At 73.8% G+C, this 25513-nt stretch carries 20 protein-coding genes and 1 pseudogene; 13 read left to right on the plus strand and 8 right to left on the minus strand.

The genetic code is table 11. The annotated features are described in order from the left end of the window. The first annotated feature begins 7 nt into the window (after nt 1-7). Nucleotides 8-766: a MerR family transcriptional regulator gene (locus ACIGXM_RS19010; protein WP_396562263.1), complete on the plus strand. Its 759-nt coding sequence runs from the start codon at nt 8-10 to the stop codon at nt 764-766. 182 nt (nt 767-948) lie between these two features. Continuing rightward, nucleotides 949-1752, plus strand: a complete 804-nt coding sequence (locus ACIGXM_RS19015; RefSeq protein WP_396562555.1) for an inositol monophosphatase family protein — start codon at nt 949-951, stop codon at nt 1750-1752. 66 nt (nt 1753-1818) lie between these two features. On the opposite strand, the gene ACIGXM_RS19020 is transcribed toward ACIGXM_RS19015, so the two are convergent. Further along, nucleotides 1819-3318: a pyridoxal phosphate-dependent decarboxylase family protein gene (locus ACIGXM_RS19020; RefSeq protein ID WP_396562265.1), complete on the minus strand. Its 1500-nt coding sequence runs from the start codon at nt 3316-3318 to the stop codon at nt 1819-1821. Then, nucleotides 3315-4682, minus strand: coding sequence for a diaminobutyrate--2-oxoglutarate transaminase family protein (locus ACIGXM_RS19025; RefSeq protein ID WP_396562267.1), 1368 nt, complete (start codon nt 4680-4682; stop codon nt 3315-3317). The genes ACIGXM_RS19020 and ACIGXM_RS19025 overlap by 4 nt, the downstream gene beginning before the upstream one ends. 170 nt (nt 4683-4852) lie before the next feature. Between ACIGXM_RS19025 and ACIGXM_RS19030 the strand changes: the two genes are divergently transcribed. Beyond that, nucleotides 4853-5491, plus strand: a complete 639-nt coding sequence (locus ACIGXM_RS19030) for a class I SAM-dependent methyltransferase (protein WP_396562269.1) — start codon at nt 4853-4855, stop codon at nt 5489-5491. A 46-nt stretch (nt 5492-5537) separates the two neighbouring features. Here the strand turns inward: ACIGXM_RS19030 and ACIGXM_RS19035 are convergent, their stop codons facing one another. After that, on the minus strand, nt 5538-6515 hold the full coding sequence (locus ACIGXM_RS19035; protein ID WP_396562557.1) for a DMT family transporter: 978 nt from the start codon (nt 6513-6515) through the stop codon (nt 5538-5540). Between the two features lie 265 nt (nt 6516-6780). Here ACIGXM_RS19035 and ACIGXM_RS19040 point away from each other — a divergent pair, with 265 nt between their 5' ends. The 3 genes from ACIGXM_RS19040 to cspE all read left to right on the plus strand — a co-directional run bounded on the left by ACIGXM_RS19040 (nt 6781) and on the right by cspE (nt 9663). After that, nucleotides 6781-6981 carry a hypothetical protein gene (locus ACIGXM_RS19040; RefSeq protein ID WP_396562271.1) on the plus strand — a complete coding sequence of 67 codons (201 nt, stop codon included), beginning with the start codon at nt 6781-6783 and terminating at the stop codon, nt 6979-6981. 424 nt (nt 6982-7405) lie between these two features. Then, nucleotides 7406-9088: an LCP family protein gene (locus tag ACIGXM_RS19045; protein ID WP_396562273.1), complete on the plus strand. Its 1683-nt coding sequence runs from the start codon at nt 7406-7408 to the stop codon at nt 9086-9088. Nucleotides 9089-9453: 365 nt separating this feature from the next. Beyond that, nucleotides 9454-9663 carry a transcription antiterminator/RNA stability regulator CspE gene (cspE, locus tag ACIGXM_RS19050; RefSeq protein ID WP_396562275.1) on the plus strand — a complete coding sequence of 70 codons (210 nt, stop codon included), beginning with the start codon at nt 9454-9456 and terminating at the stop codon, nt 9661-9663. 333 nt (nt 9664-9996) lie between these two features. Here cspE and ACIGXM_RS19055 read toward each other — a convergent pair whose 3' ends face one another. Further along, nucleotides 9997-12210: a hypothetical protein gene (locus ACIGXM_RS19055; RefSeq protein WP_396562277.1), complete on the minus strand. Its 2214-nt coding sequence runs from the start codon at nt 12208-12210 to the stop codon at nt 9997-9999. Nucleotides 12211-12681: 471 nt separating this feature from the next. On the opposite strand from ACIGXM_RS19055, the gene ACIGXM_RS19060 reads away from it, so the two are divergent. Then, complete coding sequence (locus ACIGXM_RS19060; protein ID WP_396562279.1) at nt 12682-13494, plus strand: trans-aconitate 2-methyltransferase; 813 nt, start codon at nt 12682-12684, stop codon at nt 13492-13494. 254 nt (nt 13495-13748) lie between these two features. On the opposite strand, the gene ACIGXM_RS19065 is transcribed toward ACIGXM_RS19060, so the two are convergent. Beyond that, nucleotides 13749-14762 carry a hypothetical protein gene (locus ACIGXM_RS19065; RefSeq protein ID WP_396562281.1) on the minus strand — a complete coding sequence of 338 codons (1014 nt, stop codon included), beginning with the start codon at nt 14760-14762 and terminating at the stop codon, nt 13749-13751. Between the two features lie 81 nt (nt 14763-14843). Next, nucleotides 14844-15910: pseudogene (locus tag ACIGXM_RS19070) on the minus strand (RNA ligase (ATP)). A gap of 350 nt (nt 15911-16260) precedes the next feature. On the opposite strand from ACIGXM_RS19070, the gene modA reads away from it, so the two are divergent. The 5 genes from modA (at nt 16261) to car (ending at nt 23884) form a co-directional block, all read left to right on the plus strand. Next, entirely contained in the window at nt 16261-17070 is an 810-nt protein-coding gene (modA, locus tag ACIGXM_RS19075; RefSeq protein ID WP_396562283.1) for a molybdate ABC transporter substrate-binding protein, read from the plus strand. Continuing rightward, nucleotides 17067-17855 (plus strand): ABC transporter permease, encoded by a 789-nt coding sequence (locus ACIGXM_RS19080; RefSeq protein WP_396562285.1) that lies wholly within the window; start codon nt 17067-17069, stop codon nt 17853-17855. Before modA ends, ACIGXM_RS19080 begins: the two co-directional genes overlap by 4 nt. Further along, a complete protein-coding gene (locus ACIGXM_RS19085; RefSeq protein WP_396562287.1) occupies nt 17852-18931 on the plus strand; it encodes an ABC transporter ATP-binding protein in 1080 nt (359 codons plus the stop codon). Before ACIGXM_RS19080 ends, ACIGXM_RS19085 begins: the two co-directional genes overlap by 4 nt. 560 nt (nt 18932-19491) lie before the next feature. Next, nucleotides 19492-20202: a FadR/GntR family transcriptional regulator gene (locus ACIGXM_RS19090; RefSeq protein ID WP_396562289.1), complete on the plus strand. Its 711-nt coding sequence runs from the start codon at nt 19492-19494 to the stop codon at nt 20200-20202. Nucleotides 20203-20356: 154 nt separating this feature from the next. Continuing rightward, nucleotides 20357-23884: a carboxylic acid reductase gene (car, locus tag ACIGXM_RS19095; protein WP_396562291.1), complete on the plus strand. Its 3528-nt coding sequence runs from the start codon at nt 20357-20359 to the stop codon at nt 23882-23884. Between the two features lie 154 nt (nt 23885-24038). Here car and ACIGXM_RS19100 read toward each other — a convergent pair whose 3' ends face one another. Together ACIGXM_RS19100 and ACIGXM_RS19105 are read right to left on the minus strand one after the other, a co-directional pair. Beyond that, nucleotides 24039-24263 carry a hypothetical protein gene (locus tag ACIGXM_RS19100; RefSeq protein ID WP_396562293.1) on the minus strand — a complete coding sequence of 75 codons (225 nt, stop codon included), beginning with the start codon at nt 24261-24263 and terminating at the stop codon, nt 24039-24041. A 22-nt stretch (nt 24264-24285) separates the two neighbouring features. Further along, the gene (locus ACIGXM_RS19105; RefSeq protein WP_396562295.1) at nt 24286-24654 is read right to left on the minus strand and encodes a hypothetical protein; all 369 of its coding nucleotides are present in this window, start codon (nt 24652-24654) and stop codon (nt 24286-24288) included. 3 nt (nt 24655-24657) lie between these two features. Between ACIGXM_RS19105 and ACIGXM_RS19110 the strand changes: the two genes are divergently transcribed. After that, nucleotides 24658-25458, plus strand: a complete 801-nt coding sequence (locus ACIGXM_RS19110; RefSeq protein WP_396562297.1) for a helix-turn-helix domain-containing protein — start codon at nt 24658-24660, stop codon at nt 25456-25458. The last annotated feature ends 55 nt before the right edge of the window (nt 25459-25513 follow it).

The following is a 25513-nucleotide window of genomic DNA, read 5'->3' on the forward strand; positions in this document are numbered from 1 at the left end:
TGGCCGCGTGGCGGAGATCGAGAGCACCCCAGCAGGTCCGCGCGAGTACCGGGTCGAGCAGCTCGCCGCGGCCGCCGGCATCACCACCCGCACGTTGCGCTTCTACCGCGAGCGCAAGCTGCTCCCGCCGCCGCGCAAGGAGGGCCGGATCGCCTGGTACGGCGAGGCGCACCTGGCCCGGCTGCGGGTGATCGCCGAGCTGCTGGAGCGCGGCCACACCCTGGGCGGCATCGCCGAGCTGATCGGCGCCGGTGAGAGCGGCCGGGACGTCGCGGAGCTGATCGGCCTGGAGGCGGCGATCACCGCGCCCTGGTCGGACGAGGCTCCCGTCTCGCTCAGCTGGGCCGAGCTGGCGGCCGCCTTCGGCGACCAGCTCACCGAGGCCAACACCGCGGAGTCGATCGCCCAGGGGTACATCACCGTCACCGAGGACGGCATCACCCACGTCAGCCGCCGGCTGATGGACGCCACCATCGCCCTGGTGGCCGAGGGCGTCCCGCTGGCCGCCGTGCTGGACGCCAGCCGCAAGGCGCAGGAGTACGCCGACGCGGTGGCCGAGGTCTTCGTCGGCCTGATCCGCGACCAACTGCTCGGCGCCCTGGCCACCGAGCAGCCGCTCCCGCCCGGCGAGGCGGCCCACCTGACCGAGCAGCTGAGCCGGATCCGCCCGTTCGCCCGGGTGGTCGCCGACGCCCAGTTCACCCTCGCCATGGACCGCCGGGTGCACGCCGAGTACGACGACGTGGTCCGGCACCGCCACCGGTGACCGGCGCGCCCCCGCGCCCGGCCCGCCCGCGCCGGTGGGGCCCGCGCCCGGTCCCGCCCCGCGGCTGCGTACCCGAACCGTCCGCCGCCCCCGCAGGTACCCCCAGGAGGTGGTCCGCCGCAGGTCACGCCCGCCGTGACGTGCGAGAGTGGTACCCGAGCGAAGGGAGCGGGCGCGTGCTCATGGAGAAGGTGGCGGAGATCCTCGCCGAGACCTCGGCCGAGGCCGTCGAGCCGCGCTTCCGTGCCCTGACGGCCGGCGAGGTGATGGAGAAGGCCCCCGGCGACGTGGTGACGGTCGCCGACCGCGAGGCCGAGCTGATCATCGCGCGGCGGCTGCACGACCTGCTGCCGCTCCCGGTGGTCGGCGAGGAGGCGGTGGCCGCGGACCCGATGCTGGCCCGCTGCCTGCACACCGAGCCCGCCTGCTGGCTGGTCGACCCGGTGGACGGCACCTCCAACTTCATCGCCGGCCGCCCGGACTTCGCGCTGATGGTCTCGCTGGTCCGGGACGGCCGGACGGTCGCCGCCTGGATCTGGCAGCCGATGACCCGCACCTCCTACGCCGCCGAGCTGGGCTCGGGCGCCTGGCGGGACGGCCACCGGCTGGTCCGGACCCCGGCCGCGGACCTGCCGGAGAAGTGGCGCGGCTCGGTCAAGCGCCGTTTCCTGACCCCGCATCTCTTCCCGGGGCTGGCCACCCGGATCCAGGCGTTCGGCCAGGTGAACCAGGGCCGGCGGGCGGCGGGCATCGAGTATCCGCAGATCGCCGACGGCGAGCTGGAGTTCCTGCTCTACTGGCGCACCCTGCCCTGGGACCACGCCCCCGGGTCACTGCTGGTCACCGAGGCCGGCGGCGTCTCGGCCCGGCTGGACGGCTCGCCCTACCGGGCCGACCCGCCGGGCGGCGAGGACGGTCTGCTGGTCGCCAGCGACCCGCAGACCTGGGAGCACACCCGGGCCGTGCTGCTCGGCCTGCACGGCTGACCCCACCTCAGCCCGTCACCGGAACCCCGGCCCGTCACCAGAGCGAGGCCGCCCCGGACTGTGCGATCAGCGGCCCTCGCATTCCCGGCCGGCCCGGACCGCGTCGTCCAGCAGCCGGGCCAGCTCCGCCTCGGTGGTGTGCGGATTGAGCAGGGTGAGCTTGAGCCGGAGCAACCCCGGCCCACGGCCCGGCAGTTCGGTCCGGCCGAGCACCGCGCGCCCCTCCGCCAGCAGCCGGCGGCGCAGCTCGGCGTTCAGCCGGTCGACCGCCGCCGGGTCGGCCCGCCGCGCCGGATCCCACGGCAGCACCCGGAACAGCACGGTGCTCAGCAGCGGTTCGGCGTACAGCTCCAGCTCGGGCCGGTCCCGCACGGCGGTGGCGGTCGCCCGGGCCAACTCGTGGCAGCGGTCGACCAGCCGGCCCAGCCCGGCCCGGCCCAGGGTGCGCAGGGTGACCGAGATCTTGAACGCGTCGGCCCGGCGGGTGGTCCGCAGCGAGCGGCCGAGCAGGCTCGGGTAGCCGGCCGCCTCGTCGTCGGCAGGGTTGAGGTACGCGGCCCGGCGGGCCAGCGAGGCGTAGCTCTCGGCCCGGCGGACCAGGAACACCCCGGCGGCGGCCGGCTGCCAGCCCAGCTTGTGCCAGTCGAGCGCCACCGAGTCGGCCCGGGCCAGCCCGTCCAGCAGCGGGGCCAGCCGCTCGGAGAGCAGCGCGCCACCTCCGTACGCGGCGTCCACGTGCAGCCAGGCACCGTGCCGCGCGGCCAGGTCGGCACAGCGGTGCAACGGGTCGATCGCGCCGGTGTCGGTGGTGCCGGCGGTGGCGACCACGGCGAGCGGCTTCTCGCCGGCCCGGACCACCGCGGCGAGCGCGGCGGCCAGCGCGTCGCCGTCCATCCGCAGGTCGCGGTCGACGGCGACCGGGACGACCGCCCGCTCGCCCAGTCCGAGCAGCGCGGCGGCGCGCTGGATCGAGAAGTGCGCGACCTCGGAGGCCAGGATGCGCGGCCGGCTGGCCGTCGGGATCCCGTCCAACTCCGGTCGTCCGCCGAGCAGTTGGTCGCGGGCCAGGAGCAGGCCGAGCAGGTTGGACTCGGTCCCGCCGGAAGTCACCACCCCGGCCGCCCGATCCGCCCGGAAACCCGCCAACTCGGCCAGCTCGGCGATCAGTTCGGTCTCCAGCACGGTGGCGGCCGGGGCCTGGTCCCAGGAGTCCAGCGAGGCGTTGAGCACATCGGCGGCCAGGTCGGCGGCGACCGCGACGGCCAGCGGCGGGCAGTGCAGGTGGGCGGCGCAGGCCGGGTCGGCGGGGTCGGCGGCCCCCCGCGCGAACAGTTCGGTCAGCCTGGCCAGCGCCGTCGGGTCCGGCGCGTCGGGTCCGCCGAGCCGGAGCGCGTCGGCCACCAGCTTGGCGAGTTCCGCCGGGCCACCGGCCGGCAGCGGGCCGCCGCGCCGCGCGGCGCCCACCGTCAGCGCGTCCAACACCGCGCCGAGCAGCGGGCGCAGCGCCGTGGGTCCGGCCACCCCGCCGGCCAGTGGCGGCAGCTCCGCCTCCTGACGGACCGTCACCGCTGGTCCCGGCAGGCCGCGTCGATCGCCTCGGCGAGCCGGTCGAGCACCGCGCGGACCTGCTCGTCGGTGATGGTCAGCGGGGGCAGCAGGCGCAGCACCGCGTCGTGCCGGCCGCCGAGTTCGACGATCAACCCGCGCGCCAGGCAGGCCTCGCGCACCCGGACGGCCAGCCGGGGATCCGCCGGGTGCGCCCCGCAGCTGTCCGACGGCCCCTCGGGGTCGACCAGTTCGACCCCGAGCAGCAGCCCGCGCCCGCGCACGTCGCCGATCACCGGGAGCCGGCCCCGCAGCTCGGCCAGCTCGGCCTGGATCCGTGCGCCCAGCACGGCGGCCCGGTCGGCCAGCCCGTTCGCGGCGACGTGCCGCAGCGTGGCGGCGCCGGCGGCCATCGCGAGCGTGTTGCCACGGAAGGTCCCGGTGTGCGCGCCGGGCCGCCACCTGTCGTACTCCTCGCGGTAGACCACCACGGCCAGCGGCAGGCTGCCGCCGATCGCCTTCGAGAGCACCATGGCGTCCGGCACGACGCCGCTGTGCTGGACCGCCCACATCGCACCGGTCCGGCCGACGCCGGTCTGCACCTCGTCCACCACCAGCGGGATGCCGCGCTCGGCGGTGATCCGGCGCATCTCGCGCAGCCAGCCGTCCGGGGCGGGCACCGCGCCGCCCTCGCCCTGCACCGCCTCCAGGATCATCGCGGCCGGCGGCACCACCCCGCCGGACGGGTCGTCCAGCAGCCGCTCGGTGTAGACCGCGGCCATCCGCTCGCCCTCCGCACCGCCGAGCCCGAACGGGCAGCGGTAGGAGTAGGGGTACGGCAGCCGGGTGACCTCGCCGCCGCTGGGCAGCGGCTCCTTGACCGAGACCGGGCCGGAGACCGCGAGGGCGCCGGCCGTCATGCCGTGGTAGCCGCCGGTGAAGGCGAGCGCGCCGCGCCGGCCGGTCGCGGTCTGCATCAGCTTGAGCGCGGCCTCGACCGCGTCGGTGCCGGCCGGGCCGCAGAAGTGCACCCGGGCCCGGTCGGCGAACTCGGCGGGCAGGGTCTCCAGCAGGGCGGTGGTGAAGTCGTCCTTCTCCGCGCTGGCCAGGTCGAGCAGGTGCAGCGGCGCACCGCTGTCCAGGGTGCGACGGATCGCCGCCAGGACCACCGGGTGGTTGTGGCCGAGGGCCAGCGTGCCGGCGCCGGCGAGGCAGTCGAGGTAGCGGCGGCCGTCGGCGCCCTCCACCGTCATGCCGTTCGCGCGGACCGGCACGATCGGGAACGAGCGCGCGTAGGTGCGGGCGGCGGATTCACGCAGCCGCTGGCGGCGCAGGATGCCGTCGCCGGGGCCGGTGGACGGGGCGGGCAGGGCAGCGAGGGACACGGCGAACTCCCCAGTTCCAGAGGTGAGCCCTCCCTGACTTAGGTTAGGCTAGCCTTAGTTTATGGGGTAACGGCTGCCCGCTCCGCCACCTTCAACGACCACCCGACGGTCAGGTCACGGGAGGTACGCTGCCGACCTGTCGGGGAGCACGACCGAGGGAGTGTGCCGCCATGCCGTTGCCGTCCGAACCCGCGAGCGACGCCGCGGCCGAGCGGACCAGGACGCGCGAGTTCTTCGCGGTCCGGGCCGCCGACTGGGAGCGGCGCTTCCCCGACGACGGCCCGCGCTACCAGGCGGCCGTCACCGATCTCGGCCTCCGCCCCGGCCAGCGGGTGCTGGACGCCGGGTGCGGCACCGGCCGCGCGCTGCCGCCGCTGCGCCACGCGGTCGGCCCCTCCGGCACGGTGCTCGGCCTCGACCTGACCCCGGAGATGCTCCAGCAGGCCGCCCGCGCCGGCCGGTCCGGGCTGGCGGTGCTCGCGGTCGCCGACTGCGCCCGGCTGCCGCTGCCGGACGGCGCGCTGGACGCGGTCTTCGCCGCCGGCCTGATCGCCCACCTGCCCGGACCGCTCGCCGCGCTCACCGAACTCGCCCGCGTGGTGCGCCCCGGCGGCCGGCTCGCGCTGTTCCACCCGGTCGGCCGGGCCGCACTGGCGGCCCGGCACGGGCGTGCGCTCACCCCGGACGACCTGCGCGCCGAGCCCAACCTGCGCCCGCTGCTGGCCGCCGCCGGCTGGCGGCTGACCAGCTACCTGGACACCGACGAACGCTTCCTGGCGCTGGCCGACCGGCCGGCCGACCGCCAGTAGCTCGGTCGACGGCAGGTCGGTCGACGTTGGGTCAGTCGGCGGTGGGTCAGTCGGCGCGCGGGCCGGGCCGCGCGCCCACCGGGGCCGGCGACCCGAGCGGATCGGGCGCCGGCGCCCCCGCGCGGGTCCGGGCCGCCAGCCGCGCCTCCGCGAGCGCCAGCCCGCTGACCGAGAGCAGCAGCAGGACCGTGCCCACCACCGTCGCCGCCGCCAGCCGCTCACCGAGCAGCGTCACCGCGATCACCGCCGCACTCACCGGCTCGATCAGCACGATCACCGAGGCGGTCGCGGCCCGCACCACCGCCGCCCCCGCGAAGTACAGCGCGTACCCCAGCGCGGTGGGCACCGACGCCAGGTAGCCCAGCAGTCCGAGGGTGCGCCCCAGGCCGGCCGGGTGCGGCAGGATCCCCTCGGCCAGCGCGAACGGCAGCAGACAGAGCGCGCAGACCGCGAACGACCAGACGGTGGTGGTGAAGGCGTCCGAGTGCGCCCCGGCCCGCCCGCGCCACCGGGTGTACAGCGTCAGGCAGGCGTACCCGGCGGCGGACAGCAGCGCCCAGGCCACCCCGGCCGGGCGCACCCCGCCGCTCCCGGCCCGGTCGCCGAGCACCAGCACCAGCAGCCCGGCCAGCGCCCCGCCGACCGCCAACAGCCCGGCCCGGCCCAGCCGTTCACCGAGCAACAGACGGGCGCCGAGCGCGATCAGCACCGGCCCGGCGCCGAGCGTGACGACGGTGCCCACCGCCAGCCCGGTGCCCCGCACGGCCTCGAAGTAGCCGGCCTGGAAGACGGTCAGGCCCAGACCGTTGACCAGGATCCGGCCGGCGGACGGACGGGCCGCCACGCGGTCGGCTCCCCGGCGCCGCCCACGGATCGCCGGCGCGGCGAGCAGCAACAGTGCCGCTCCGCCCACCGAGCGCCAGAAGGTGAGCGCCAGCGGGCCCAACCCGCTACGGCCGTAGAGCAGTTCGGCAGCCGCACCAGCGGTGCCCCAGGAGGTGGCGGCCACGGTGAGGTAGAGCATGCCCCGCCCGACGGACAGGGTGCGTGCAACAGCGGACACGGGTGTTCTCCCACGGAAGACGTGAACTGGTCGGGTTCCCGTGAGCGGGCAGCACCGACCGTCCCAGGAGCACGCCCGGGTTCTGGTCTTCGGGGTCCTCGCCGCCCGCTTAGGCGGCGGGAGGGGGGAGCACGGCGGTCGTCGGCATGTCTTCACGATAGCCGACCGGCTTTCCGGTAGGAGATGGCCGGACAGGCAGCACGCCCCCCCAGCTGAGAGGTCGCCGATGATCCGCAAGCTCGCCACCCTGACCCTGCTCGCCGCCGCGGCCGTGGCCGCCGCCCCCATCCCGGCCCTCGCCGACGGGCCGAAGACCCCGCAGGAGGCCGCGGTCTGCCAGAACCTGCTGGACGAGTGGGCACACCCGCTGGGCTTCACCCCGACGTCGGTGAACAGCGTCTGCACGGTCCGGGGCAACGCCTCGTAACTCCCCCACCCCCGCCGCGCCCCCTACACTGGGACCGCGGCGGTTCGGCGCCCATGATCACCATTTGTCCACAAGTCACACCATGCGCCCCCTTGGCCGCCGTACCGGACACCGCCCGGCCCGCGCGGGCCGCCCACCGTCCGGGGGGACAGAACCGGGCGGACCGGACGCGCGGGCCCGCCGATTCGGGACCCCGCGCTCTGCCCCGGTGCGGAATACGGCAGACTCTGCCGGGAAACGCCCGGAGCATTCTTATGACCGCTCTCATGAACGGTTGCTTTGATGCTCAGCCCGGGCCCGAGCCGCCGGACCGGACGGCCACCGTTCGCCGGAGTGTCCGGCCTCACGGAACCAAACGGGCCGCCGGGGCCGTACTGAGATACCGGGGGACATCGACCCGGTAGAGGAATGAGGACATGCCGGCATGACCGATATAGAGCTGGAGCAGCCGCAGCCGAGGCGGCGCCGGCAGGGTGCCGTGGCCGACGCCGCACCTGCTGTCGGCGGCCGGGCCGGGTCGCGCAAGGGCCGCAAGAAGCCCCGGCGTCGCGGCCTGCGGATCCTGGCGTACACCACGGCCGGTCTGGTGCTGGTCACCGCGGCGGGCGGTGGGTACCTCTATGTCCACCTCTCCGGCAACATCAAGAGCTCCGCGCTGTTCTCCGGCACCTCGGGTGACGCCGGTCACGAGAAGGCCGACGCCTTCGGCCGCACCCCGATCAACCTCCTGGTGATCGGCTCCGACGAGCGCGACAACGCCACCGACTGCCAGATCGGCGGCGACTGCGGGCCGGGGGCCAACGCGGACGTGGAGATGGTGGTGCACGTCTCGGCGGACCGCAGCAACGCCACGGTGATGAGCATCCCGCGCGACACCGTCACCCAGCTGCCCGCGTGCGACGACACCCAGGACCACACCTCGATGAAGGCCCAGCGCGGCCAGATCAACTCCACCCTGGACTACGGTCCCGGGTGCACCGTGGCCGCCGTGCACCAGCTCACCGGCATACCCATCGACCACTTCATGAAGGTCGACTTCTCCGGCGTGATCCAGATGTCGGACGCGGTGGGCGGCGTGCCGGTCTGCGTGAGCGACAACGTCTACGACCCCGACTCGGGACTGAAGCTGAAGGCCGGCACCCACACCCTCAAGGGCCTGGCCGCGCTGCAGTTCGTCCGCACCCGGCACGGCTTCGGCGACGGCAGCGACCTCACCCGTACCGTCTCCCAGCACATCTTCATCGGCGCGATGGTCCGCCAGCTCAAGAGCGCCGGCACGCTGGCCAACCCGAGCGCCGTGTACGGGCTGGCAGACGCCGCGACCAAGGCGCTGACCGTCGACAACGGGCTGAACAGCATCCCCAACCTGGTCGGTCTCGCGGACGACCTGAACAAGGTGCCGGCCAACCGCATCACCTTCTCCACGATGCAGAACGAGCCGGACCCCGCCGACAGCTCGCGCGTCCTGGTCTCGCCCGCCGCGAAGAACCTCTTCTCCGCGATCATCAACGACCAGTCGCTGACCACCGGCAGCGGCGACAAGTCCTCGGCCGCCGCACAGGCCACCTCCACCGCGACCAGCGCGCCCAGCTCGGCACCCGCCGCGCCGCCCGCGGCCTCGGGCGCGCCGAAGTCGGAGATCGCGGTCCACGTCAAGAACGGCACCAAGGTCGCCGGCCGGGCCGGTGACATCGCCGAGGCGCTCAAGGCGGACGGCTACTCCTCGCTGACCAGCTCGTCCACCTCCACCGCCAGTGCGGACAAGACCGAGGTCAGCTACGCCGCGGGCCGCCAGGCGGACGCGACGGAGGTGGCCGCCTCGCTCGGCCTGCCCGCCTCCGCGGTCCAGCCCGGCGACGGGCCCGGGATCACCCTGGTGATCGGCAACGACTGGACCTCCGGCACCAGCTTCGGCGGCGGCGCCCCGGCGGCCCCCGCACCGGTCAACACCCAGGCGGCGCTGTCCGGCTCGAACTCGGCGACCGCGGACGACTCCAGCTCCTGCGCCCAGGTCAGCCACCAGGACACCGTCAGCCTGAACGGTGTCGGCATGACGCCGATCCAGGCCTACGCCAAGAGCCCCAACGTGCCGGACTCCGCGCCCTGATCGGCGCGCACGCGTGACCGCGGGCCCGGTGCCCGGTGTGGTTCCCCCGCACCGGGCACCGGGCCCGCGGCGTCAGCGGGGTCGGCGCACCGACGCGACGTCACCAGTCGCGCGGTCGGCCCCAGTTCGGGCGGCGTGGCGAGGCGGGGGCGGCGGCGCGCCGATGCCGAACTTTTACCTCCCCTTGACGTTCACTGCCGGTCGCCGCTCCCTGGCCGCGACCTACCCCCTGAGCCTCCGCCACGCGGGCCACCCCGCGGATCGCCCGGCTTCCCCGCCTCCGCTGGGTAGAGTTCGGGCCCGGAGCAACGCTCGCGGCGGTCCCCGAGGCACGCCGCCCCAGCGCGTGAGTCGAGGGAGTACCGATGGCAAGGCTTCAGGGCACCGTCAAGTGGTTCAACGAGTCGAAGGGCTTCGGTTTCATCAGCCCGGAGGACGGCAGCAAGGACGTCTTCGTGCACTTCAGCGCGATCCAGGGGACGGGTTTCAAGACCCTCGCCGAGGGACAGCAGGTGGAGTTCGAGGTCGAGAGGGGCACCAAGGGCCCGTCGGCCGCCAACGTCCTCGCGGTCTAGGACCGGACGGACGTCGAGGCCCACTGCCGCCCGCCGGTCTCCGTGGGGAGGGCCGGCGGGCGGCGGGCGCGCTGCCCCGAGTGGACCGCCCCGCCCGCCGGCGCGTCTCCCGGGGCCGGCGCCCGGCCGATCACGACCCGCTCGGGCCGGACGACGCCCCGACCCAGCGGCTGCCGACCCTGCCGGCCGGCTGGGGCACCGTCAGGCCGCGCCAACTCATCGGCCGTACCAGCGGGTTGTCGCCAGCCGGCGCCGGGCGGAGCCTGTTCGGCGGGCTCGCGACCAGGCCGATGGGCCGACCGCTCTCCACGGCCGGCCCATCGACGTCCCTCACTACCGGCGGTCCGCCGCCCAGCGGACCGTGTCACCCGGGCCGAACGGCACCGGCTTGCGCACCCCGGTCAGCACGAACGGCCGCACCGCGGGTGTGCCGCTCGCCGCCGGAGCCGCCGGAGCCGCCGCGACCACGCTCGGGTGCACGGCCTGCGGCGCGGCCGGCGTCTGGATGGTCACCGTGCTCTGACCCGCGCCCGGGGCCAGCCAGCCCGACAACTCCCCGGCGTAGGTCGAGCCGACCGCCGTGGGCGTGGTGCCGGTCTGCTGCACCTGGACGGTACCCGTCGGCGCGGTCACCGGGACCTGCACCCCGGCCGGCGCGCTGACGGTCACCGTCGAGCCGATCTGGTACCCGCTCGCCGTGCCGGCCGCCAGCGCCGCGTTCCACGCCGCCTGGTTCTGCTCCTGCCCGGCGATGTCCTTCAACCGCAGGTTCACCATCGGGGTGTTGGTGTTGAACAGCGCCTGGTAGCTGCTGACGATCTGGTTGAGCAGCGGGTAGGCGATCCGCTCCTCGGCGAAGTTGGACTGGTGCAGCACCAGCGGGGTCGGGTCGTTGCCCATCACTCGCTGCATCGCGATCCGTGCCTCGGTGGGCACGATGGTGATCTGGTAGCCGGTGGTCTCGTCCAGCGGCGCGGCCAGGCAGCCGGTCGCCGTCGAGGTACCGCAACTACCGCTGCCACCTTGGGCGGTGGGCGTGAAGACCCAGTTGTACTCGTCGGTCTCCTCGGCCGCCGTGGCGGCGTTGTAGTAGACGTCGTCCTGGTGGCCGGGGACGGTCAGCGCCGTACCGACCTGCCGGGCCGCGGTCTCCGTCGAGCCGTTGGAGGCCAGCGCGGTGACCCCGGCCGCGGTGAGCGCGGGGGCCAACGACGGGTTGTCCTGGGTCTGTTGTGGCGGCAGCGCCAGCCCCGAGTTCTGGTAGGTCACCAGCTCGCTCGGGTCCACCGACAGGCCCTTGCCCTGCGCCCAGGTCAGGTTGGACTGGATGGCGGAGGTGATGGCCGCCTGGTTGGTCCACTGCGGGGCGCCGGTGCCGTCCGTGTAGCACACCCACGGCACCACGGTGACGTTCTGCACGCAGCCCAGGTACGGGTGGCCGTAAGTCCCGTTCACCCAGCGGAAGGAGGCGGCGTTCGCCGCGAACTCCGCCTCGGTGGGGTCGGATCCGCTCGCCGCGACCGTGCTGTCGCTGCCGCTGCCGTCGTAGGCCAGGTCCAGCGTGATGTTGTTGGCCGCCTCCCACTGCTTGGCGTAGTCCACGTCGGCGGCGGTCATCCGGATCGGCACGGTGTCCGGGCTGCCGGCGGCCGGGTTGCAGTTGGCGCTGCCCATGGTGCACTTCAGCGTGGGGCTCCACCGGTTGTCGGCGAGCAGCACGTCGTCCACCTGGACGCCGAAGTAGTCGCGGTCGAAGCCGAGATGGACGCCCTGGGTCATCCAGTCGACCATGCCGCGGGCCAGCAGCCGCCACTGCTGCTGGTACTGGTTGTAGGCGAAGGTGGTGACCAACTCGTCGATGCCGTCGTGGTGGTAGTCACCGACCAGACTGCCGGTCTGGGTGCTGCCCGGGATCGGCATCCCGACGAAGGTGGTGAAGCTCGCGCCGGCCGCCTGGGTGGCCAGCGGGGTCGCCAGGAACCCGTAACTCTCCACCACACTCGGGTTGATCTGCTCGAACGGGACGCTGCCCTTGAGGTAGCCGAACGGACCGGCCAGCCCGGCCGCGGTGACCGTTCCTGTCATTCCGTCCAGACTGCCCAAGTAGCCTGGGTTCTGTGGCCAGTTGAGGCCGACCGAGGGCTGCGGGTAGGTGTTCGCGTCCACCTGGCGGACGTGGTAGCTCTGCTCGTAGGCGGTCAGCGCGGTGGTCTCGGCGCTGCCGGCGCCGAGGGCGTAGGCACTGGACATCACCACGGCCTGGAACCTGGCCTCGACGCTGCCGTCCGGGGCGGTGCCGGTGAGGAAGGCCGCGTTGATCACCGGTCGGCTGGTGTTGCTGAGCAGCACGTCGGTGAACGGGATTCCCTCACTGGTGAGTTCGGCGGTGATGGACGCCACCGAGGGTCCACCGTCGTCCAGCACCAGCACTCGCAGGTCGGTCCGGTAGGCCGGCGCGGTGTCCGCGTGGGCGGCCGCGACGGGCGCCCCCAGCGCCAGCAGTCCGCCGGCGGTCAGCGCGGCAGCCCAGCGTTTTCTCAAGCCCATTGGTTTCCTCCACGGAGAGAGGCCCCCGCACGGGCGGGCGCCTCGGACAGAAGTGCCGGTTCCGGTGGATCCCCCCGTTGCCGTCGCGGCCTGCGGATCTTGGTCCGGCGGCGACGGGACGAAACGCTAACGCAGAGTCAGCCGGTGGGACCAGTGGGTGATTTCGCACCGCGTGGCGCAGCTGTCCGATTCCATCGCGCCCGCCGCACCGACCGCGACCTCCCGGACCGCCTTCCGCCTAGGCCAGAGGCATACCCGGCGACCACTCGACGCGCCCCCGCCGGCGCCCGGCAGGCCGGGCTAATGGCGGAATCTCGCCGCCCGGGCCGCCGCTCGGGCCCCAGCGCCGGCGCCACACCAGGAACCGGCCAGGCGCGGCACGCTCCCAGAAGTATCTTGACGTCAAGAGATTTCGTGGCATGCTTGCTGTCGAGACAGTTCTCTTGATGTCAAGATACTTGGAGGGCCGTGATGCTTCCCACCACCCCCGCCGGTCCCGCCGCCGTCTGGGACCCGCAGCAGTACCTCCGCTTCGCCGACGAGCGCACCCGCCCGCTGCGCGACCTGCTCGCCCGGGTGCCGGAGCCCGCCGGTGGCGGCACACCGCGGATCCTCGACATCGGCTGCGGGCCGGGCAACTCCACCGCCGTGCTGCGCGAGCGCTGGCCCGGGGCTCGGATCACCGGTGTCGACAACTCCGCCGAGATGCTCGCCACCGCCCGTACCGAGGGCGATCCGAGCGCCGACTACCTGCTCGCCGACGCCCACGACTACGACCCCGCGCCGGCCGCCCCCGACCTGATCGCCTCCAACGCCGCCCTCCAGTGGGTCGAGGGGCACCTGGACCTGCTGCCCCGCTGGGTCACGGCACTGCGCCCCGGCGGCACGCTCGCCTTCCAGGTCCCCGGCAACTTCGAGGCGCCGAGCCACGTCCTGCTGGCCGGCCTCTGCCGCTCCCCGCGGTGGCGCGCCGCCCTCGGCGACACCGTCCGCGGCGGCGCCGTCCACCAGCCCGCCGAGTACCTGGCCACGCTGGCCGCCAGCGGCTGCACGGTCGACGTCTGGGAGACCACCTACAGCACCCTGCTCACCGGCCCCGACCCGGTCCTCGCCTGGACCAGGGGCACCGCGCTGCGCCCGGTGCTGACCCGGCTCACCGACCCCGGCGAGCAGCAGGCCTTCCTCGCCGAGTACGCGGCCCTGCTGCGCGATGCCTACCCGGCCACCCCGTACGGGACGGTCTTCCCGTTCCGCCGCGTCTTCGCCGTCGCCACCCGCCGCTGATCCCCGGGAGCTCGGGCCGGCCCCGGCGCCGGGCGGCCGGCAACGACCGGGCCGCTCTCGTCCCGGTTGCCGCCAGCAGGCGCTCCGGCGGGGTGTCCTCGAGCAGGAGGCCGGGTCCCGTCGTCCCCTCGCGCGACGGGATCCGGCCACTGCGCACGGGAGATGACGCTACGGAACCCGCGCGGCGCGGTCCTCCCGCCGCGGACGGAGATCACCACCGCCCCTGGTGGTAGGGCGGGAGGAGGACCCCACCCCTAGTCGTAGTCCGAGCCGCTGACCGCCCAGGCCAGGCCGGTGGCGGGGTCCTCCAGGGCCAGGTGCAGGTGGTAGATCTCGTCTGCCGGATCGCACCAGGTGAAGCAGCGCATCCGGGCGACCAGGGCGTCCACCTCCTCGACCGGGCAGCAGCCGGACGGGTCGGCGATCAGCGCGAGCGCCCGCCAGACGGCGAGCCGGCCGCGCGCGGTGCCGCGGGGTCGGGCGTGCGCGCCGGCCCCCGCGGCGGCCCGGACCAGCGCCGGGTAGGCCGTGGCGAACGGGAGGTAGCCGCCGGTGGCGGGCCCGGCGCCGGCCGGGGCCGGGGCCAGCAGCGCGGCCGCCTCCGGCGCGGTGCCGCGCAGGCAGCGGACGGTGACCCAGCCGGACAACGAGCGCAGCGCGGCGGTGGCGGGCTGCGCGCCCGCCGGCAGCGCGGACCCGCGGGCGGGCAACGCCACCGGCCCGAGGCCCTCCAGGCTGTCCGGCAGCGAGAAGAGCGCGGTGGCGGCCGCCCCGCCGGAGCGGTAGCCGGTGATCCGGCTGCCCACCTCCCAGCCCGCCTGCTCCCACGGGCGCAGCGCGAGCGGCGGCGCCGGCGGGCTGGTCGGTCGAGCCGCCGGGCGTGGCAGCAGCCGGCTGCCGGCCAGGTCCTCGCCGAGCAGCACCCGGGTGTGCGCGGCCAGCGTGCGCACCGGCTCGGCGCGCAGCAGCGGGTCCAGCACGTCCCACGGGTGACGGATCGCCAGCACCTCCCAGAGCGGCCCGACCTGGCCGTCGTCCGGACCGGCCGCGGCGCCCGGACCGGCGGAGCGGTCGAACAGCGCGGCCGCGATCCCGACCGGCGCCGCCAGCGCGAGCTCGTGGCCGAGCGGCGCCGTGCGCTCGGCGGCCGCCCGCTCCCCGCCACCCGCGGCGACCGCGGCCCGGGTCCGCCGGTAGACCCCGAGCAGCTCGGCCCAGCGGCCCTGGGCGGCCAGGGCGCAGAGCCTGCGGTCCTCGTGCGCGATCACGTTCGCCAGGGTACGGCCGGCCCGTCGGCGCGCCCGGGCACCGCGTCGGCCCGGGTGCGTCGTCGGGGCCGGGCACGCAGGTCACTCGTACTCGGTGCCGCCCTTGCGGGTCAGGTACCCGCCGCTGACCACCTTCGCGATGGCCCGCCCGTTCAGTACCGGGCTGTAGCGCTCGACCACCGGGCGTACCACCACGCCCTCGCGCAGGTGCAGCTGCCGCCCCGAGACGGTCTCCAGACCGTCGGCCAGCGCCAGCACCACCGCCGGGTCGAACGGTCCGCTCCACAGCCGCGGCACCAGCGGCAGCCGGCCGGTCAGCAACTCGGCGGCGTCCAGCCAGCGCAGCTGACCGTCGATCACCGCCGAGACGTCGAAGACCGCGTAGCCCGGCAGCCCGGTGCGCCCGTTCGCCCCGTACGTCAGGTCCTGCACGCCCGCGCCGAAGACCTCGCCGAAGATGCCGACCCGCTCGGCGCCCAGCCGCTCGGCCAGTTCGGCGGCCACCGCCGGCACGCCGTGCGCCCGGACGGTCCGCCAGTAGAGGTTGCGCTCGTCCTCCCTGAGTGCCAGGCCCTGCGCGCCGATCCCCTTGGACGAGACCTGCACCGTGCCACTGCCGGCGTGGTGGGTGAGCAGGCAGCAACTGCCGTGCAGCTTCTCGGTCAGCACCACGGGCTCGCCGGGCTCGAAGACGTCCGGAAAGCGCTGCAGGTTCTCGATGTCCACCCAGGGCAGCAGGTCCGGCGCCGCCTCGACCTCGCCGCTCATCGAGGTCGGGATCGGCGGCGCCCACTTGGTGATGCCCAGTTCGGCGGCGAAGTCCGGCCCTCGGCGGCGGCGCCGGCCAGGTCGACGCCGGCCAGCGCGCGCGGACGGCAGACGATGCCCTGGGAGAGCTCGCCGCGCAGCCGGACCGCCTTCACCCGGTTCGCCGCGCCACCCGCGAGCCGCCCGGTCAGGCCCAGCTCCCCGATCAACGCCTCGGGCAGCACGGCCTGCTCGGGTATGTAGAGGGCGTAGTCGCCGGTCCGGTAGGCGCCCTTGGCGATGACCGCGCGGTAGAGGCCGACCTGGGCGAGCTCCAGGGCGTCGGCGTTGGGGTGGTGGAGAACGGTCAACCGCTCGGCGGTGACCCGCAGCGTGGACATCGGACAGGCCTTCCTGCTGGGTGCGAGCCACCACTGTGGCGAACCCCGGGCCGGGCCGGCCAGCGTTTTTCCGCGGCGGACCCGGGGCCCGGGCGGCGGCCGCGGAGCGGACCCGGCGAAATTCCGACGCTTCGCACAGCCCGCCCAGTAGCCTGCTCGGGGCGGTTCTGTGCAAAGAGACAGGGGATTCCAGGCTTGCATCTGCGGCACTATGATCGGCACATCGACCGCAGATACGAGCCCTGCTCACTCGGTCCCCAGGGTCGCCCCCTTTCGCCGCAGGCCGTGGCGGACCGGCCCGTACCTACCGCACCCCGCGCGCCCCCGCGCGGCAGGAGGGGAACTTCAGCATGACCACCACCCGATCCCGCACCGCCGCCGGAACGCTCGCCGCCCTCGCGCTGGCCGCCGGCCTGACCGCCTGCAGCAGCAGCTCCTCGTCGAGCTCCGCGGGCTCCGGCGGCTCCTCGGCCTCGCCGAAGGTCTCCGGCACCATCACGGTCTTCGCCGCCGCCTCGCTGCAGGACACGTTCACCGAACTCGGCAAGAAGTTCGAGGCCGCGAACCCGGGCAGCACCGTCAAGTTCAACTTCGGCGGCAGTGACACGCTGGCCGCGAGCATCGTCTCCGGCGCCCCCGCCGACGTCTTCGCCGCCGCCTCGCCGGCCACCATGAAGACCGTCACCGACGCCAAGGACAACGCCGACACCCCCACGGTCTTCGTCAAGAACACCCTGGAGATCGCCGTCGCCCCGGGCAACCCGAAGCACATCACCTCGCTGCAGGGCCTCACCGCGCCCGGCATCAAGGTCGCGCTCTGCGCGAAGACGGTGCCGTGCGGCGCCGCCGCGCAGACCGCGCTCAAGGCGGGCAACGTCAACCTGACCCCGGTCACCCTCGAACAGGACGTCACGAGCGCCCTCACCAAGGTGGAGCTGGGCGAGGTGGACGCGTCCGTCGTCTACAAGACCGACGTGCAGTCGGCGGGTGGCAAGGTGGACGGTGTGAACTTCCCCGAGGCGCAGCAGGCTGTCAACCAGTACCCGATCGCCGACCTGAGCAAGGCCCCGAACGCCGCCGGCGGCAAGGCCTTCGAGGCCTTCGTGCTGTCCCCCGCGGGCCAGCAGGTGCTCACCGCGGCCGGTTTCCAGACGCCGTGACCCGACGCGCCCGCACCCCGGTGGCGCTGCTGGCGCCCGCCCTGCTCGGGCTGCTCTTCCTGGTGCTGCCACTGGCCGGGCTGGTGATCCGCGCACCCTGGCGGACCATGCCGGCACTGCTCACCAGCTCCGAGGTGTGGCAGGCGCTGCGGCTGTCGCTGATCTGCGCGACGGCCGCGACCGGCGTCTCGCTGCTGCTGGGTGTACCGCTGGCCTGGCTGCTGGCCCGGACCACGTTTCCCGGGCAGCGGTTGGTGCGGGCGCTGGTCACCCTGCCGCTGGTGCTGCCACCGGTGGTCGGCGGGGTGGCGCTGCTGCTGGTGCTGGGGCGCAACGGGATCGTCGGGCGCTGGCTGGACTCGGCGTTCGGGCTCACCCTGCCGTTCACCACGCCGGGTGTGGTGGTCGCCGAGGCCTTCGTCGCGATGCCGTTCCTGGTGATCAGCGTGGAGGGTGCGCTACGGGCGGCCGACCCGCGCTACGAGGAGGCGGCGGCCACCCTCGGCGCCTCCCGGCTGACCGCCTTCCGCCGGGTCACCCTGCCGCTGATCGCCCCCGGGGTGGGCGCGGGCGCGGTGCTCGCCTGGGCCCGGGCGCTGGGTGAGTTCGGCGCCACCATCACGTTCGCCGGGAACTTCCCGGGGACCACCCAGACCATGCCGCTGGCGGTCTACCTGGCGATGCAGAACTCCCCGGACGCGGCGATCGCGCTCAGTCTGGTGCTGCTGGTGGTCTCGATCGCCGTGCTGGTCGGGCTGCGCGACCGTTGGATGAGTGCGCCGTGACCGACTCGCCTGACCTCACCGGCCGTTCACTGGACGCCCGACTGCGGGTGGATCGCGGCGGCTTCTCGCTGGACCTCCAACTCACCGCCGCCGCGGGCGAGGTGATCGCGCTGCTCGGGCCGAACGGCGCCGGCAAGTCCACCGCGTTGCGCGCGCTGGCCGGGCTGCTGCCGCTCAGCGGCGGCCATCTCCGGCTGGACGGCACGGTGTTGGCGGAGCCGGCCGACCACCGGCACGTCCCCGCCGAGGGCCGGCCGATCGGTGTGGTCTTCCAGGACTACCTGCTCTTCCCGCACCTGAGCGCACTGGACAACGTGGCCTTCGGCCTGCGCTGCCAAGGCCGTTCGAAGCAGGAGTCGCGGGCCGAGGCGCTGCCCTGGCTGGCCCGGATGGGACTCGAGGAGCACGCGGCCGAGCGGCCCGCCAAGCTCTCCGGTGGTCAGGCCCAACGGGTCGCGCTGGCCCGCGCGTTGGCGGTCCGGCCGCGACTGCTGCTGCTGGACGAACCGCTGGCCGCACTGGATGCCCGCACCCGACTCGACGTCCGCTCCCAACTGAGGCGCCACCTGGCCGAGTTCGAGGCGGTGGCGGTGCTGGTCACGCACGACCCGCTGGACGCCATGGTGTTGGCGGACCGGCTGGTGGTGATCGAGAACGGCCGGCAGGTGCAGGCCGGGACGCCGGCCGAGATCGCCCGCCGGCCGCGCACCGACTACGTCGCCCGGCTGGTGGGGCTCAACCTGTACCAGGGGGTGGCGGACGGCCACGCGGTGAAGCTGCCCGACGGGGTGACGGTGGTCACCGCGGACGAGCTGGCCGGCCCGGCCTTCGTGGCCTTCCCGCCGGCCGCGGTGACGCTGCACCGCAACCGGCCCGACTCCAGCGCGCGCAACGCCTGGGAGGTCACGGTGGCCGGCCTGGAGCAGCACGGCGACCAGGTCCGCGCCGACCTGACCGGCCCGCTCGCGCTGGCCGCCGACCTGACCCCGACGGCGGTCGCCGAACTGGACCTGGTGACGGGGGCGGCCGTCTGGGCCACCGTCAAGGCCACCCAGACCCACGCCTACCCGGCCTGAACCCCCTCGACCGCCGATGAGCCGTGCTCGGAGCAACTCCGCTCGATGCCGCGCTGCCACCACCTCGGGCGGGTCTTCGCGGCGGCCGGCCCCTTGACCACCGCTCAGCCGATCGAGACCGCGGAGGAAGCGGATCGACTGAGCGTACGTACGGACCACGGCGTATGGCAGCCCGTCTCGCAGGGCTTCGCCGAGGAGTGCCCCGACTTCCCCTGACGACAAGGGCTGCCTCGGCGCCCTCTGGCATGGTCGGACGCCTTCGCACGTGCTCACGCTGATCACTCAGCGCGAGCGCCGCTTGGACTCGGCCGCGCACAGGCGACACCTGAACACGCGAGCCCACCAGTCCCGAGGCCGAAGACCTGGCCACCCCGCTGACGGCGGTCACAGCCTCCGGCACGGCAGGCCCGCAGTCCGGCGCCTGACGGCCCTTCCTTCCCCCTCGCCCGGATGGTCGGGTCTCCCGGCGCCGCACCGCGTCGGAGGCCATGCCGGAGCGGGGAAAGTGCGAGCCAGAAGATACGGTATTCAAATGTCTGATGTTTGGATATGGTACTTCCATGAAACGCATCAGCGCACCGCGGCGGACGGCCAGCCTGTCCGCCCAGCTCGTGGCGAGCCTCCGCTCGCACATTGAGGCAGGGGGCTGGCCGGTCGGGACGCGGATCCCGCCGGAGCAGGCCCTCATCGAGGAGCTCGGGGTCGGACGCAGCACACTGCGGGAGGCGATCGGTGCGCTGGTGCACCTCGGCCTGCTGGAACCCAGAGCCGGTGACGGCACCTACGTCCGCTCCTCCAGCGAGCTCCAGTCGGTCATGGTGCGGCGGGCAGGCTCCGCGAGGCGGGACGACGTGCTGGAGCTGCGGACCGTCCTGGAGGAGTACGCCTCGGGCGCCGCGGCCCTGCGCCGCAGCGAGGGGCAGGTGCGGCAGCTGCGGGAGCTGCTGGCCGACGCCGAAGCGGCCATCGCCGGCGAGGACGCGTCCGCGGCCTCAGGCGTCGACGCGCTCTTCCACCGGTCCGTCGTCCGGGCGAGCGGGAACGACCTGCTGATCGAGGTGTACGACTACCTCGGCACGGCGCTCGCCTCGCACCTGGGGGGCCCGTCCTGGGACGCCGCCCACGCCGAGGAGCACGCCAGCCTGCACCGGCGGCTCGTCGACGCGATCGAGGCCCGGGACGCCGGCGGCGCTCGCGGCGCCGCAGCCGCGATCGTCCGGCTCACCCACGACCACGGAACCGCCGACGCACGCGCGACCGAGGACCAGTGAGCCCGCAGCCAACCCCGATGCCCCGGCACTCCGCCGCCGGGGGCGCGGGCCGGGACCGTCGCCCACGTCAGCCCTGCCACGGATCCGATCACCCCGCCCGAACGGCAACACCGTCCGCCTGAACAGGTTTTCTCGGCCACAAAGGAGATCACTCGTGTCTCGCTCCCACCTCCCCGCCGACGAGCTCGACGCACGTACTGACCGACGAAGCACCCACTTGTACGCGACCGACGCCCAGTTCCGTGACGCTGCGCCCCTGGACGCCGTCGCCGAGGCGATCCGGCGCCCCGACCTACCGCTCGCCGACCTGGTGGCCACCGTGATGGAGGCGTACGCCGACCGCCCCGCCCTGGGCGAGCGTGCCACCGAGCAGGTCACCGACCCGGAGACGGGCCGCACCACGCTGCGCCTTCTTCAGCGGTTCGACACGCTCACCTACGGCGAACTCTGGGAGCGGGTGGGTGCGGTGGCCTCCGAGTGGCGGCACCACCCCGAACAGGCGCTGGGCCCCGGCGACTTCGTCGCCCTCCTCGGGCCCACGAGCGCCGAGTACACCGTGGCGGACCTGGCTTGCGTCCGCTCCGGCGCGGTGTCCGTCCCCCTGCAGTCGGGTGCTCCAGCGGCACACCTGGCCCCCATCGTCGAGCAGGCCGGACCGCGCCTGCTCGTGGTGGACGTCGACCAGCTGGACGTCGCGCTCGAGGTTGCGGCGAACGCCCCCTCGCTGGGCAGGATCGTCGTCATCGGCCACCGACCCGAGGCCACCGCCCACCAGGAGAAGCTGGAGTCCGCGCGCGCCCGGCTCGCGGCGCAGGGCCGGACAGTGGCCCTGGACACGCTGGCGTCGATCGTCGAGCGGGGAAGGGCGCTGCCGTCGCTCCCCCGGGTTCCCGACGGGTCGGCGGCCGACGCGCTGAGCGCGCTGATCTACACCTCGGGAAGTACCGGCACCCCCAAGGGGGCCATGTACACCGAGCGTCTGGTCCGGCAGTTCTGGGTCGACTTCATGCCCGGCCAGGCGGCGCGGCCCTCCATCATGCTCAACTACCTGCCGTTGAGTCACATGATGGGCAGGGGGGTGCTGTTCGGGACGCTCGCCAAGGGGGGCCTCGCCTGTTTCGCGGCGTCCAGCGACCTGTCGACCCTCTTCGAGGACCTCTCCCTGGTCCGTCCCACCGAATTCGTCATGGTTCCCCGCATCTCCGACATGCTCTTCCAGCGCTACCGGGCGGAGTTGTCCCGCCGGGCCGGGACAGGCGGCGATGCGGCCGAACAGGTGATGGAGGAGCTGCGGGAGAAGGTCATGGGCGGCCGCCTCCTGTGGGCCGTCAGTGCCTCGGCCCCGCCGAGCGCCGAGACGACGGCATTCATCGAGGACTGCTTCCACGTCAGACTGCGCGACGGCTACGGGTCGACGGAAGGCGGGGTCGTCTCCCTCGACGGCCGGGTGCTGCGCCCGCCGGTGACCGACCACAAGCTGGCCGACGTACCCGAGCTGGGATACTTCGGAACCGACTCGCCGTACCCCAGGGGCGAACTGCTGATCAGGTCCGACCGGCTCGTCCCCGGGTACTTCCGGCGTCCGGACGCCACCTCCGAGGTCTTCGACGAGGACGGCTTCTACCGCACGGGCGACATCATGGCCCGCGTCGGCCCCGACGAACTGAGGTACGTCGACCGCCGCTCCAACGTCCTCAAGCTGTCCCAGGGCGAATTCGTCGCCGTCTCCCGCCTGGAGGCGCTCTTCAACGGCAGTCCGGTCGTCCGGCAGATCTTCCTGTACGGCAGCGGCGCCCGCGCCTACCTGCTCGCGGTGGTCGTGCCGACGAAGGACGCCCTCGACCGCGTCGACGGGGACGCCCGGCGCCTGAGGCCGATCCTGCGGGAGTCCCTGCAGAAGCTCGCCACCGAGGCGGGGCTGAACTCCTACGAGATCCCACGGGATCTGCTCGTCGAGACCGAGCCGTTCACTCAGGAGAACGGGCTGCTCTCCGGGATGCGCAAGCCGTTGCGGCCGGCCCTGACGAAGCGGTACGGCGAGCGTCTCGAAGCGCTGTACACCCAGCTGTCCGACCGGGAGGCCGAGGAACTCCGGACGCTGCGTCAGACCGGCACCGACCAACCGGTACCGGCGACCGTGCTCCGGGCCGCGCAGGCGCTTCTGGGGTTGGAGGAGGGTGTCGTGGAACTTGGCACACGCTTCCTCGAACTCGGCGGTGACAGCCTCACGGCGCTGTCGTTCTCCCAGCTGATGAAGGAGACCTTTCACGTCGACGTCCCCGTCAACGTGATCATCAACCCGGTCAACTCGCTGCAGCAGGTGGCCGATCACATCGAGCGGGCGCTCGCGGCGGAACACCGCCGTCCCACCGCCGACAGCGTCCACGGCCCGGACGCGACGCGGCTCGACGCGGCCCAGCTGCGACTGGACGCGTTCCTCGACGCGCGGACCGTCGAGCAGGCCGAAAGGCAAAGGCCGGCTGGTCCGCTACCCGAGGCCCGGACCGTCCTGCTGACCGGGGCCAACGGCTACCTGGGCCGTTTCCTGTGCCTCGAGTGGCTGGAGCGCGCGGCGGAGCGCGGCGGCACGCTGGTGTGCGTGGTCCGCGGCTCCTCCGCCGAGGAAGCCCGGGCGCGGCTCGACGCGGCCTTCGACAGCGGCGACCCGGAACTCATGGAGCGCTACCGCAGGTCCGCCGCCCAGCATCTCCAGGTGGTCGCCGGCGACATCGGGGAACCGCGTCTCGGGCTCGACGAGGAGACCTGGCAGCGGCTGGCCGACACCGTGGACCTGATCGTCCACCCGGCGGCACTGGTCAACCATGTCCTGCCCTACGGCCAGCAGTTCGGCCCCAACGTGCTGGGAACGGCCGAACTGATCAGGCTCGCGGTCACCTCCCGGACCAAGCAGTTCACCTACCTGTCGACGGTCGCCGTCGTCTTCGGGAACGCGGCAGCCGCCGACGAGTCGGCGGACATCCGGACCGCCTGCGGGGCACGCGACCTCGACGGTGACTACGCCGACGGTTACGCGGCCAGCAAATGGGCCGGCGAGGTGCTGCTGCGCGAGGCGCACGAAGCGTTCGGTCTGCCGGTCGCCGTCTTCCGCTCGAACATGATCCTCGCGCACCCGCGCTACCGCGGTCAGCTCAACGTCCCGGATGTCTTCACCCGCCTCGTGCTGAGCCTGCTGGCGACGGGCATCGCACCCGGCAGCTTCTACGCCCGGGGCACCGGCGACGGCCGCGGGCACTTCGACGCGCTCCCGGTGGACTTCACCGCGCGGGCCATCACCGCGCTCGGTGACGACGCACGAGAGGGCTACCGGACCTACAACGTGGTCAACCCGCACGACGACGGCATCTCACTCGACACGGTCGTCGACTGGCTGCTGGCAGCCGGACATCCCCTGACACGTGTCCAGGACCACGCCGACTGGATCGACCGCTTCGAGACCGCCCTGCGCGGCCTGCCCGACCGCCAGCGGCAGCATTCGCTGCTCCCGCTGCTGCACGCCTTCACCGAGCCGGAACAGGCACTCGCCGGATCCGCTCTGCCGGCGGACCGGTTCCGCGCGGCAGTACGGGCCGCAGCCCTCGACGACGACAACGACATCCCCCGCCTGTCACCGGACCTGATCACCAAGTACGCGGCCGATCTCCGGGCGCACCGCCTGATATGACACCACCCGTGACCGCCGCGGGGCCCGCCATCGCCGGCCCTGCGGCGGCCGGGAGGCCGGTGCGGGTGCCGGGCATCGGCTCGTGATGCTAGCTGGGTCCGGACTTGCCGCCCGCCAGCCCCGCCCGGCCGGACTCCAGGAACTGGCGACTCCCTCACACAGCAGGACCCGCAAGAAACGGGCCCTGCCACAAGGTCTGACGCGCGACGTAGGCGAACAGGGTCTGCTTGGCGTGGTGATGGGTGGGGAAGGTTGTGCGATCGATGAGCTCTGTTTCCGGCGATGCGAGGAGGCTCTCGGTCACGGCATCGTCGAAGCAAGATCCGGTGCGCCCGGTGGACGCCCGGATGCCCGCCCCGTGGCATCGCTGACCGAACATCAGACTGGTGTACTGCCCAGGCTCAAGCTGTCGTCGCGACAGCGACGGCCCAACCGATGTAGGCGAAGTTGAGAAGCACCTTGACGGTTGCGCTCGCCAACCCGGGAGCACGGCGCGGCCGCTCAGCCACGGCCCGGGCCAGCCCATCGAGATGCGCGACGACGAAGACCGAGATCATCGCCGCGGCGAGCCACCCGCCCGCCGCTCGGCTCCGCGGCGCGAGGAGGAGAACACTGTCGACGATCAGCGCAACCCCGCCCGCGGCGACGAGCAGTCGTGCGCGACCCAGCCAGGAAGGGACCAACCGGCGGACGTAGTCCGGGCGCACGAAGTGCGCGACGCCGTTGACAATCAAGAAGGCCGCCAAGGCGACGGCCGCAATAGAATTCATGGCATGACGGTGCCGCCGACCCGGGCGTGGACGCTTGAACGAAACGATCGCCGCCTCCACTTCGCGTCCGGCCCGGCAGCGACGATGTTCGCCGAGACCGGCGCCTTTCGGGTACGCCCCCACCGGCACCCGGCGTGGAAGATCGTGCTCGCGCTCGGCGGTGGTGTCGAGGTCGGCTACGGCGGTAACCGCAGCACCGCCGCAGTCGGCGTGATCGTGCCGCCGCAGCTGGCACACACCTGCACCGTCTCGTCGGCCTACGTCGCCCTCTTCCTGGACCCGTGGGAGCTGGCGCTCGGCACCGACCCGACCCGCCTGAACGAGACCGCGACCCGGCGCCTACTCGCGGCCCTCGACCACCCCGGCCCCAGCGCCGACCTGGAAGCGGCCCGTGCCGAGCTCGCGACCCTCGCCGGAGCGGGCGCCCCGCTCGATTCAAGGGTCGCCCACGCGGTGCGGGAGATCACCCGCCCCGGGTCCACCACCACGATCGGCGCGGTCGCCGCCCAGGTCGGACTCTCCCAGTCGCGGTTGCGCACCCTCGTCCGCGACTGGGTGGGGATCCCGCTCCCGCGGCTACGCCTGTGGGCCATGCTGCGCACCGCCATGACCGAACTACCGGCCGAGTCCGCGGCCGCCGCGGCCGCTTTCGCGGGCTTCGCCGACCAGGCACACCTCACCCGCACGGCGCGAACCCTCGCCGGCCGCACCCCGTCGGAGATCTTCCGCCCGGGAGTCAGGGCTGCGTCGTTCCCGCCGTTGCAGCCGGTTGATGGGCAATCAGGTGGTCTGCGGGGCTGGTGATGATCGGCCCGGGGCTGGATGCTGAGGCAGGCACGACCTCCGGTGATCACGAGGT

Origin of the sequence: Kitasatospora sp. NPDC052896, assembly GCF_044547075.1 — a bacterium.
Taxonomy (GTDB): domain Bacteria; phylum Actinomycetota; class Actinomycetes; order Streptomycetales; family Streptomycetaceae; genus Kitasatospora.

Excerpts from the sequence above, each read along its gene's own strand:
- ACIGXM_RS19015 (WP_396562555.1), top strand. The coding sequence starts at position 949 with ATGGAGAAGGTGGCGGAGATCCTCGCCGAGACCTCGGCCGAGGCCGTC.
- ACIGXM_RS19030 (WP_396562269.1), top strand. The coding sequence starts at position 4,853 with ATGCCGTTGCCGTCCGAACCCGCGAGCGACGCCGCGGCCGAGCGGACC.
- ACIGXM_RS19035 (WP_396562557.1), bottom strand. The coding sequence starts at position 6,515 with ATGCTCTACCTCACCGTGGCCGCCACCTCCTGGGGCACCGCTGGTGCG.
- ACIGXM_RS19040 (WP_396562271.1), top strand. The coding sequence starts at position 6,781 with ATGATCCGCAAGCTCGCCACCCTGACCCTGCTCGCCGCCGCGGCCGTG.
- ACIGXM_RS19045 (WP_396562273.1), top strand. The coding sequence starts at position 7,406 with ATGACCGATATAGAGCTGGAGCAGCCGCAGCCGAGGCGGCGCCGGCAG.
- cspE (WP_396562275.1), top strand. The coding sequence starts at position 9,454 with ATGGCAAGGCTTCAGGGCACCGTCAAGTGGTTCAACGAGTCGAAGGGC.
- ACIGXM_RS19055 (WP_396562277.1), bottom strand. The coding sequence starts at position 12,210 with ATGGGCTTGAGAAAACGCTGGGCTGCCGCGCTGACCGCCGGCGGACTG.
- ACIGXM_RS19060 (WP_396562279.1), top strand. The coding sequence starts at position 12,682 with ATGCTTCCCACCACCCCCGCCGGTCCCGCCGCCGTCTGGGACCCGCAG.
- modA (WP_396562283.1), top strand. The coding sequence starts at position 16,261 with ATGACCACCACCCGATCCCGCACCGCCGCCGGAACGCTCGCCGCCCTC.
- ACIGXM_RS19090 (WP_396562289.1), top strand. The coding sequence starts at position 19,492 with ATGAAACGCATCAGCGCACCGCGGCGGACGGCCAGCCTGTCCGCCCAG.
- ACIGXM_RS19100 (WP_396562293.1), bottom strand. The coding sequence starts at position 24,263 with ATGTTCGGTCAGCGATGCCACGGGGCGGGCATCCGGGCGTCCACCGGG.
- ACIGXM_RS19105 (WP_396562295.1), bottom strand. The coding sequence starts at position 24,654 with ATGAATTCTATTGCGGCCGTCGCCTTGGCGGCCTTCTTGATTGTCAAC.
- ACIGXM_RS19110 (WP_396562297.1), top strand. The coding sequence starts at position 24,658 with ATGACGGTGCCGCCGACCCGGGCGTGGACGCTTGAACGAAACGATCGC.